This is a genomic window from Nonomuraea turkmeniaca (assembly GCF_005889735.1).
Classification (GTDB): domain Bacteria; phylum Actinomycetota; class Actinomycetes; order Streptosporangiales; family Streptosporangiaceae; genus Nonomuraea; species Nonomuraea turkmeniaca.
The window spans coordinates 1-8,369 of the sequence record NZ_VCKY01000345.1; the positions used below are offsets into that span (position 1 = coordinate 1).

Genomic DNA, 8,369 nt, shown 5'->3' on the forward strand with positions numbered 1-8,369 from the left:
GCCCCCTCCACCGGATGACCCTCATTCACCAAGGGACCCCAGCCACCAACGGCGCGGTCCCTTGGATCAAGCCCGCCCGATGCGTCTAGGAGGCCGACTTCATGAGCTTCGCGTAAGCGAGTTGCAGCCAGTCCGAGATCGCCACCGCCGTCATCGTCGCCCCCACGAGCCGGGTCGCCTTGGGCGCCAGGACCAGCCCGGCGGCGTACCCGGTGGCCACCCACTGCGCGAGGCAGAACGGGCAGGCGAGCAGCTCGCCGATCGCCCCGCGCGCGCTCTCCTGAACCTCGGCGGGCCCGCCCTCGCCCTCGTACCGGGTGAAGGGCGCGCGCAAGGGACTGGTGACGGGATCCTTGGCCAGCCGCCGCGACACCTTGTGCGTGCAGGCAGCCATGAGCAGCAGGTCGAGCACCCCGATGTGGTCGGGAACCCGCCGCCCGGCCAGCGCCGCCGTGAGGGCCGCCACCGCGACCGTGCCGCCGTAGGCGCCGAGGATCCCGACGTACCCGCCGAGCGGCCGGTCGGTCTCGCCCTCGTAGGCCTCTTCTGTCTTCTCCAGCATTTCGGTCATAGGAGTCGGCGCTACCCTCAGTCCCGCGCGTGCAACGTCTACTCGGGGATCGTTTGGGTAGCCCGATCTCATGAGTAGCCATGGCCACGCGGTCACCGACGCCATCCTTGACACGCTCAAGCGCGCCAGCTCCGGGCTGAAGGATGCCGGGGTGAAGTTCGCGCTGGCCGGGGGCTGTGCCGCGTACGCGAGAGGCGCCGCGCCCTCGCTGCACGACGTGGACTTCGTGCTCACCGAGCATGACGTGCCGGCCGCGCTGGAGGCGCTGCGCGCGATCGGGTTCCAGACCGCCAAGCCCCCCGAGGACTGGCTGGTCAAGGCGTACGACGAGGGCCGGCTGGTGGACCTGATCTACCGGGTGTCCGACCTGCCGATCACCGACGAGCTGCTCGACCGGGCCGAGCCGCTGAAGGCGTCGGCGGTGATCGTGCCCGTGCTGGAGGCCACCGACCTGGTCATCTCGTGGCTGCTGCCGCTGTCGGAGCACGCCTGCGACTACGGGGCGCTACTGGCCCAGGTACGCGCGCTGCGCGAACAGGTCGACTGGCCGCGGGTGTCGGCCGTGACCGCGGACTCGCCGTACGCGGCCACGTTCATCACCCTGCTGGAGCGGCTCGGCGTGCTGAACGGCCCGGTCGAGCCGTCCGGCGACCCCAAGTGGCCCTAGCCGCGCCGCGTGGCCGCCGTGACCCGCCGCAGGATGCGGTCCCATTCCGTGCCGAACGGGTTGTCCTGCACCAGATATGTCCACGTCGCCTGCGGCCGCTTCAGCTCAGGCTCCGGCTCCTCGAACGACTCCAGCGACCGCCGCTCCACCTCGGCGAGCAGCGATTTGTACTCGGCCACCGCCTCCCGGTGGAACTCGTCGATCGGGCTCATCCGGCCCAGCGCCCGCAGGTGGATGCCCTCACGCAGGTCCGTGAGGAACGCCAGGTGCTCGGTCCAGCAGGTGTCGATGGCGTGCAGCACGATCTGCCTGGCCGTCTCGTCCCTGGTGTCCTCGGGCAGCTCGGACCACCGCTCGGGGTCGGCCGCGGCCAGGGCCTTGGCGGCGGCGTCGCCGTGCAGGACCTTGTCGCGCCACTCCAGGATCAGCTCGCGCTGGTGCTCGAGCAGCCGGGTGTAACGCCACGTGTTGCGGTGGATCTCTAGGTTGACGCCCTCGGCGACGCGCTGGGCGTGACCGACGAGGTACGCGCCCCGCCGGTGGCGTACGACCCCGTCGGCGTCCGCGGCGGGCGGGCGCTCGTCGGAGACGAACTGGGTGATCAGATCGTCCTGCGTGCTGACGAAGAACACCGAGCCGCCGGGGTCGCCCTGCCGACCGGCGCGTCCCCGGAGCTGGTCGTCGAGCCGGCTGCTGGCGTGGCGTCCTGAGCCGATCACGTAGAGGCCGCCCAGCTCGGACACGCCCTCGCCGAGGCGGATGTCGGTGCCGCGGCCGGCCATCTGGGTGGAGACGGTGATCGCGTCGCGCTCGCCGGCCTTGGCGATGATCGCGGCCTCTTCGGCGTCGTTCTTGGCGTTGAGCACGACCGGCTCCAGGCCGCGCCGCTGCAGCAGCTTGGCGAGGTTCTCCGACTCGGCCACGTCGAGCGTGCCGATGAGGATCGGCCGGCCGGTGGCGTGCGCCTCCTGGATCTCCTCGACCAGCGCGGCGTCCTTGTCGGGCACGGTCGGGTAGATGCGGTCCGGCTCGTCCTTCCTGACGCACGGGCGGTTGGGCGGGATCACGGCGACCTTGAGCCCGTAGAACTCGCCGAGCTGCTCGCTGACGGCCACGGCGGTGCCGGTCATGCCGCAGATCTGCGGGTAGCGGCGGATCAGGCCCTGCACGGTGATCGAGTCGAGGATCTCGCCCTTCTCGCTGGGCGGCAGCGCCTCCTTGGCCTCCACGGCCGCCTGCAGGCCGTTGGGCCAGCGCTGCAGCAGCGCCACCCGGCCGCGCGAGGGGTTGATCAGCTGCACCTTGCCGTCGCGCACGATGTAGTCGACGTCGCGGGCCAGCAGCGCGTGGGCGTGCAGCGCCAGGTTGAGCTCGATCAGCGTGCCCGGCTCGTTCTCGTCGTAGAGCTCGACGCCGAGGAGGTTCTCCACGCTGTCGGCGCCCTTGGGGGTGAGGTAGACGTTGCGGGCCTGCTCGTCGATCTCGTAGTGGTAGCCCCGGACGAGCTGCCTGACCAGGGCGGCCATCTCCGGCACCGCGTTGCCGGGGTCGGTCGAGCCGGCCATCACCAGCGGCACGCGGGCCTCGTCGACCAGCACGGAGTCAGCCTCGTCGATCAGCGCCACCTCGGGCGCCGGCACGATGATCTCGCTCGCGTCCGTGCGGAGCCGGTCACGCAGCACGTCGAACCCGATCTCGCTGACCGGCCCGTACGTCACGTCCTTCGCGTACGCCTCACGCCGCTCGGCCGGCGTGGAATTCTGTCCGATCCAGCCGACGCTCACCCCGAGCGCCTCGTAGAACGGCCCCATCCACTCGGCGTCACGCCTGGCCAGGTAGTCGTTGACGGAGATCACGTGCACGTGCTTGCCCTGCAACGCGTATCCCGCCGCGGCCATGGCGCCGGACAACGTCTTGCCCTCGCCGGTCGCCATCTCGGCGACCTTCCCGTCGAGCAGCGCCAGCGTGCCGAGCAACTGCACGTCGTACGGCCGCAGCCCGAGGGTGCGGTCGGCGGCCTCCCGCGCGACGGCGCAGAACTCGGCCAGATCGTCCATGCCCGGTTTGGGCAGCTCGTCCAGGCCGGCCACCCGCTCGGCACGGGCATCGGCCGCCTTGACGGTCTTCTGGTAGCCCGTCAAGGGCACTCCTCCTGGCCGGTCCAGGAGGTTCTTGAATATTCCCTTTATCGAGGCCACAGTTCCTCCAACGCACGCCGCGCCGACCCCGTTCCCGCGTGCGCGGGAACGGGGTCGCCGTACCGGACCTTAACCCATTCGGAGGCCCGCTCAGCCTGCTTCCGCCCGCGCCGCGAGCACGGCGACGGCGGCGAGCAGCAACACGCACCCCGACCAGGCGAGAAGTGTGAGGTGCTCGCCGAACACCACCACGCCGAGCACGGCCGCGCCCACCGCCTCGCCCAGTGAGATGATCGATACCGTGGTGGCGCTGAGCGCGGTCAGGGCACGGAAGTACAGCCCGTACGCCAGCGCCGTCGGCACCGCGCCCAGATAGACCAGCAGCGCGACCGTGGCCAGGCTCAGCTCCGGCACGACCCCCTCCGCCAGCGCGAACGGCGCCAGGCACGCCGCGCCCACGACGAACCCGCCGATCGCCGTGCCCCGCGGGTCGTCACTGTGGCGGCGGGAGAAAAGTGTCACCCCGGCGTACCCGGCGGCCGAGGCCAGGGCGAAGCCGATGCCGGCGACGGAGGACGTACGCGCCTGCAGTGCCGTCTCGGCAGTCAGCAGGGCGAGCCCGGCCAGGGCGGCGGCCAGCGAGACGAGCGCGACCCTGCCGAGGCGCTCGCGCAGCAGGAACCGGCTGCCCAGGGCGGTGAAGACGGGGGTGGCGCCCATCGTGACCACGGTCGCGACGGCCACGCCGGAGTGGGCGATCGCGGCGAAGTACGCGGTCTGGTAGACGGCCATCCCGACGCCGACCGGCAACACGCGCCAGGTCAGCCGGGTGCCGACTCGGCCGCGAATCGTGGACGGGCGGGAGGCGAGGGCGAGCAGGAAGGCGGCGCCGAGCAGGTAGCGCCAGAGCGACACGCCGACGGGGCCGAGGCCGCCGGTCTCGAAGAGGAGCGAGCCGGCCGCGCCGCCGGTGCCCCAGGCGGTCGCGGCCACGGACACGTACACGGCGCCCCGCCGGGCGGAGACATGGGTCATGACAGGAGCTCTCCGATGGGAGTGGTGGGAATGGGCCCGGTACGCGGGCAGCAACCACCCCCGGATCTGTCAGACCCGGAAATTCAGGAGAGGCCGCCCGCTACTGGGCGGGCGGGGGAGAGCAGATCAAACGTCGCGGCACGGGCCTCACCCTAGCGCCTCACGCGTACGGCTTGCGGGCCACGCCGCCCAGCAACAACTCCTCCCAGGGCGCCAGCGGCCCCGGGATGCGCTCGTCGGGATGCCATTCCGGCAGGTGCACGACGCCCGGCTCCACCGGCACCAGCCCGTCGAAGAAGCCGGTGAGCTCGGCGCGCTCACGGAAGCGCGGGGTGCCCATGGTCGCCTGGAGCAGCACTTCCAAGGCTTTGGCCTTGGGGCTGGGGGAGGCCATGAAGTTCGAGGTGGCGACGTAGCTGCCGGGCGCCAGCGCGGTGACGTACCGCTTGACCAGACCGTGCGGGTCCTCCCGGTCGGAGAGCAGGTGCAGCAGCCCGACGGCCAGGAGTGCGGTCGGCTGCGTCAGGTCGATCAGCCTGGTCAGCGCCGGGTGGCGGAGGACGGACGGCACGTCGCGGACGTCGGCGGTGATCGCGTCGGCGTTCGGGTTGCCGCTGAGCAGCGCGCGGGCGTGCGGCTCCACCATGGGGTCGACGTCGACGTAGACCACCCGGCACCGGGGATCGGCGAACTGGGCGACCTCGTGCGTGTTCTCCACCGTGGGCAGACCGGCGCCGAGATCGACGATCTGCCTGATGCCCGCCTCGCGGACGAGGAAGTCCACGACCCGGCCGAGAAAGGCGCGGCTGCACCAGACCAGGTTCACCACTTCGGGCACCGCGTCCTTCAGCTTGCGGGCCACCGAGCGGTCGGAGGCGAAGTTCTCCGTGCCGCCGAGCAGGGCGTCGTGGACGCGGGCCACGCTGGGCTGCTCCGGGTCGACACCAGGTGGAGCCCACTCGTGCGCACTGTTCAGACTCACGTGCGGCCCCCTTCGGTCCGATGACGCGAATGGTATCCGCGCCCGGGGCCGGGGGCCCGGCCTCGCAAGCGGTTGTCAGGAGAGTCAGGTCACCGAGTCGGCTGACCCGCCACCAGCACATCCAGCACAGGCGCGGCCGGCCGGGGCGAGAGCAGACGCTTGAGCGCGGGCGCGAGCGGCCGCTCCACGAACCTGTGCATCACGTACGCCGCCCCCAGCATGACGACGATGAGCCCGCACAGCAGCACGTGCGCGTCGACCGCGGTTCCGAGCCTGGCGAACACGATGAAGCCGATGTGGGCGTGCAACAGGTAGAGCGGGTACGTCAGCGCCCCGGCCGGCACCAGCAGGGCGATCTGCGGGTTCAGCCCGAACTTGTAGAGCAAGAACAGCGCCATCCCCGCGATGAAGTAGTGCGCGAACTCCGACTGCACGACCAGATCCGCGACGCCCGGCACCAACCCCGCCTGCACCGCGAACGCCAGCCCCAGCCAGATCCACAACCCCGCCATGACGCGGGCCCGGGTCATCCCGATCCAGGTGAGCAGCAGGATGAGCAGGTAGAAACGCATCTCGACCCAGAGCGTCCAGTAGACGACGTCCACGTTCGCGATGTCGGGCACCGCCTGGAACATCGTCAGGTTCGCCAGCAGTTGGGGCAACGCCACCTCGAACAGCCCTGCCCGAGCGTCACGGTGACCATGGCGGTGATCGCGATGCCGACCCAGTACGCGGGGTAGAGCCGGACGGCCCGCGACACCAGGAACGCGCGCGGGCTCCTGCCCCATGCGCTCATCAGCACCACGAAACCGCTGATCAGGAGGAACAGGTCCACACCGAGGTAGCCGTACTTGGACCAGGAGCTCTCCTCGGGGAAGGCGACCGGGCTCGTGCCGCCGACCCAGCCGGAGAAGGTGTAGTGGAACAGCACCACACACAGGGCCGCCAGCAGTCGGAGCCCGTCGATCTCGTACAGCCTGTCTGACCTGGTGCGCATGGTTTCCACCCCTTCCTGATGTGGAGAGGGTGCGCTCGACCCCTTGCGCTGGGGTTGACATCGTCTTCCGGTAACCGCTTTGCAAGGGGTTTGCCGGGACGTGACCGGGTAGCGGGGAGCGTGCCCGAGAAAGACGGAAGAAGAGAGGAAGAGAGCCCCTATGGAGCTCTGGGACTATCGACCTGACGTCTACGACCGCGGCCGGAGCCTCGACCTCGTGGGTTTCCACGTGCAGGCGACGGACGGGAAGATCGGGTCCGTCGACGAGGCGACGTACGAGGTCGGCGAGAGCTACATCATCGTCGACACCGGCCCTTGGATCTTCGGCAAGAAGGTCATGCTCCCGGCTCAGGTCGTCACGAGCATCGACCCTCAGGAGCGCAACGTGTTCGTCGCGCGCACCAAGGCGGAGATCAAGGACGCGCCCGAGTTCGATGAGGGCACGTTCAAGGAGCCCGAGTACCGCGCCCGGATTGGGGACTACTACGGCCGGTTCCCCGGGTGACGACGACGTGCCGTGAAAGGAGGGCCGCGCCCTGTCCGGGCGCGGCCCTTCGCCGTACGTGACAGGAGATGGCAGGTATGGCTGGAACGCTGGACCCATGACGACGAAAGCGAAGCTCCTGGCGGTCTCCCTCGACTGCGCGGAGCCCAAGAAACTGGCCGAGTTCTACCACGGGGTCACCGGCTGGGAGATCCAGTACTCGGAGGACGAGTACGCGGCCGTGGGCGACGGCACCACCAGCATCTACTTCGGCCGCGTCCCCGACCGCAAGCCGGCGGCGTGGCCAGGACCGGACAAGCAGTTCCACTTCGACTTCCGGGTGCCGGACGTCGAGAAGGCGGTCGAGGAGTACATCGCGCTGGGGGCCGTCAAGCCCGAGTTCCAGCCGGGAGTCACCGAGGAGGGGACACGTTGGATCGTCCTGCGGGACCCGGAGGGCCACCTGTTCTGCGTCTGCCCCGAGCCCTCCTGACCCCGTCCGAAGGGGCCCTGACCTGCGGCAGAAGCGGCGGACGGGCTGTATGTCCGTGCCGGCGCCGAGCGGCATCCCCTCAATGATCCGCCTAAAGTATGATTCCACCGCTCCGCTCGCATCCTAAGCTGGAGCAATGCTCTTGGAAGGATCCATGCCCTTGCGTGGGCGATCATGACCTGGGTCGGACTGATCATCGCCCTGGCAGGAGCGCTTGGATACGCGCTCGGCGCGGCCCTGCAACAGTACGAGGCAGTGGCCGAGGGCGCCTCACTGAGACTGGTGAGACGCCCTCGCTGGTGGATCGGCGGCGTCATCGGGTTCACCGGCGCCTGCCTGCACGCCGTGGCGCTGAGCTTCGCGCCGCTGGTCGCCGTCCAGCCGATCAGCGTCGCCACGCTGGTGTTCGCCGTGCCGCTGGCGGCGTTCATGTACGGGCGCAAGCCGTACAAGGCAGAGATCTTCGGCTCGATGGCGGTGGCGGTGGGGCTGCTCTGGCTCATGCTGCTGGTGCCGCACCACGACGTGCCGCCCCGGCTCGGCAACGGCGCCGCACTCGGGTTCCTGGCCGTGATCGGGGTGATCGTCCTGGTCACGCAGGTGCTGGCGGGCCGCCTCCACGGCCCTGGGCGTGCGCTGCTGCTCAGCGTGGGGGCGGGGATGGTCACGGCCAGCGTGTCCACGTTCGTGCGGGTGGTCGGCGGCGGCATGGAGGGTGACTGGGGGCGGCTGATCCACTGGTTCACGCTCGCCGTGCCCGTATTGCTGATCTGCGCGGTCGTGCTGTTGCAGCGCTCGTACGCGGTGGGCTACTTCGGGATCGCGTACGCCGGCGTGCAGGTCGTCGACCCGATCACCTCGGTCCTCGCCGGTGCGCTCCTCCTTGGCGAGCCCCTGCCGACCAGCCCGTCCACGGCGATACCCGCCCTGCTGGCCAGCGCCCTCACCATCGGCGGCACGATCACCCTCGGCCGCCTGGCCCCCTGTCTCTTCTACACATCT

The 8,369-nt window shown here is 70.3% G+C and carries 10 protein-coding genes; 4 read left to right on the plus strand and 6 right to left on the minus strand.

Annotation, left to right across the window (positions count from 1 at the left end; translation table 11 throughout):
• Positions 1-85 precede the first annotated feature (85 nt).
• Positions 86-571, minus strand: coding sequence for a DUF1360 domain-containing protein (locus ETD86_RS50385; protein WP_138673725.1), 486 nt, complete (start codon positions 569-571; stop codon positions 86-88).
• Between the two features lie 70 nt (positions 572-641).
• Between ETD86_RS50385 and ETD86_RS50390 the strand changes: the two genes are divergently transcribed.
• On the plus strand, positions 642-1,238 hold the full coding sequence (locus tag ETD86_RS50390; RefSeq protein ID WP_138673726.1) for a nucleotidyltransferase: 597 nt from the start codon (positions 642-644) through the stop codon (positions 1,236-1,238).
• Here ETD86_RS50390 and secA2 read toward each other — a convergent pair.
• The 5 genes from secA2 to ETD86_RS50415 all read right to left on the minus strand — a co-directional run bounded on the left by secA2 (position 1,235) and on the right by ETD86_RS50415 (position 6,390).
• The gene (secA2, locus tag ETD86_RS50395; protein ID WP_246149458.1) at positions 1,235-3,385 is read right to left on the minus strand and encodes an accessory Sec system translocase SecA2; all 2,151 of its coding nucleotides are present in this window, start codon (positions 3,383-3,385) and stop codon (positions 1,235-1,237) included. The genes ETD86_RS50390 and secA2 overlap by 4 nt on opposite strands.
• Positions 3,386-3,526: 141 nt before the next feature.
• Complete coding sequence (locus ETD86_RS50400) at positions 3,527-4,411, minus strand: DMT family transporter (protein WP_138673728.1); 885 nt, start codon at positions 4,409-4,411, stop codon at positions 3,527-3,529.
• A 160-nt stretch (positions 4,412-4,571) separates the two neighbouring features.
• Entirely contained in the window at positions 4,572-5,393 is an 822-nt protein-coding gene (locus ETD86_RS50405; RefSeq protein WP_138673729.1) for an SAM-dependent methyltransferase, read from the minus strand.
• A gap of 89 nt (positions 5,394-5,482) precedes the next feature.
• Positions 5,483-6,061, minus strand: a complete 579-nt coding sequence (locus ETD86_RS50410) for a hypothetical protein (protein ID WP_138673730.1) — start codon at positions 6,059-6,061, stop codon at positions 5,483-5,485.
• A complete protein-coding gene (locus ETD86_RS50415) occupies positions 6,031-6,390 on the minus strand; it encodes an acyltransferase family protein (RefSeq protein ID WP_138673731.1) in 360 nt (119 codons plus the stop codon). Before ETD86_RS50415 ends, ETD86_RS50410 begins: the two co-directional genes overlap by 31 nt.
• 160 nt (positions 6,391-6,550) lie before the next feature.
• Here ETD86_RS50415 and ETD86_RS50420 point away from each other — a divergent pair, with 160 nt between their 5' ends.
• The 3 genes from ETD86_RS50420 to ETD86_RS50430 all read left to right on the plus strand — a co-directional run.
• The gene (locus ETD86_RS50420; RefSeq protein ID WP_138673732.1) at positions 6,551-6,895 is read left to right on the plus strand and encodes a PRC-barrel domain containing protein; all 345 of its coding nucleotides are present in this window, start codon (positions 6,551-6,553) and stop codon (positions 6,893-6,895) included.
• 97 nt (positions 6,896-6,992) lie between these two features.
• The gene (locus tag ETD86_RS50425) at positions 6,993-7,367 is read left to right on the plus strand and encodes a VOC family protein (RefSeq protein ID WP_138673733.1); all 375 of its coding nucleotides are present in this window, start codon (positions 6,993-6,995) and stop codon (positions 7,365-7,367) included.
• A 174-nt stretch (positions 7,368-7,541) separates the two neighbouring features.
• A partial coding sequence (locus ETD86_RS50430; RefSeq protein WP_138673734.1) for a DMT family protein occupies positions 7,542-8,369 on the plus strand: 828 nt, incomplete at its 3' end.

Excerpts from the sequence above, each read along its gene's own strand:
- ETD86_RS50385 (WP_138673725.1), bottom strand. The coding sequence starts at position 571 with ATGACCGAAATGCTGGAGAAGACAGAAGAGGCCTACGAGGGCGAGACC.
- ETD86_RS50390 (WP_138673726.1), top strand. The coding sequence starts at position 642 with ATGAGTAGCCATGGCCACGCGGTCACCGACGCCATCCTTGACACGCTC.
- ETD86_RS50400 (WP_138673728.1), bottom strand. The coding sequence starts at position 4,411 with ATGACCCATGTCTCCGCCCGGCGGGGCGCCGTGTACGTGTCCGTGGCC.
- ETD86_RS50415 (WP_138673731.1), bottom strand. The coding sequence starts at position 6,390 with ATGCGCACCAGGTCAGACAGGCTGTACGAGATCGACGGGCTCCGACTG.
- ETD86_RS50420 (WP_138673732.1), top strand. The coding sequence starts at position 6,551 with ATGGAGCTCTGGGACTATCGACCTGACGTCTACGACCGCGGCCGGAGC.
- ETD86_RS50425 (WP_138673733.1), top strand. The coding sequence starts at position 6,993 with ATGACGACGAAAGCGAAGCTCCTGGCGGTCTCCCTCGACTGCGCGGAG.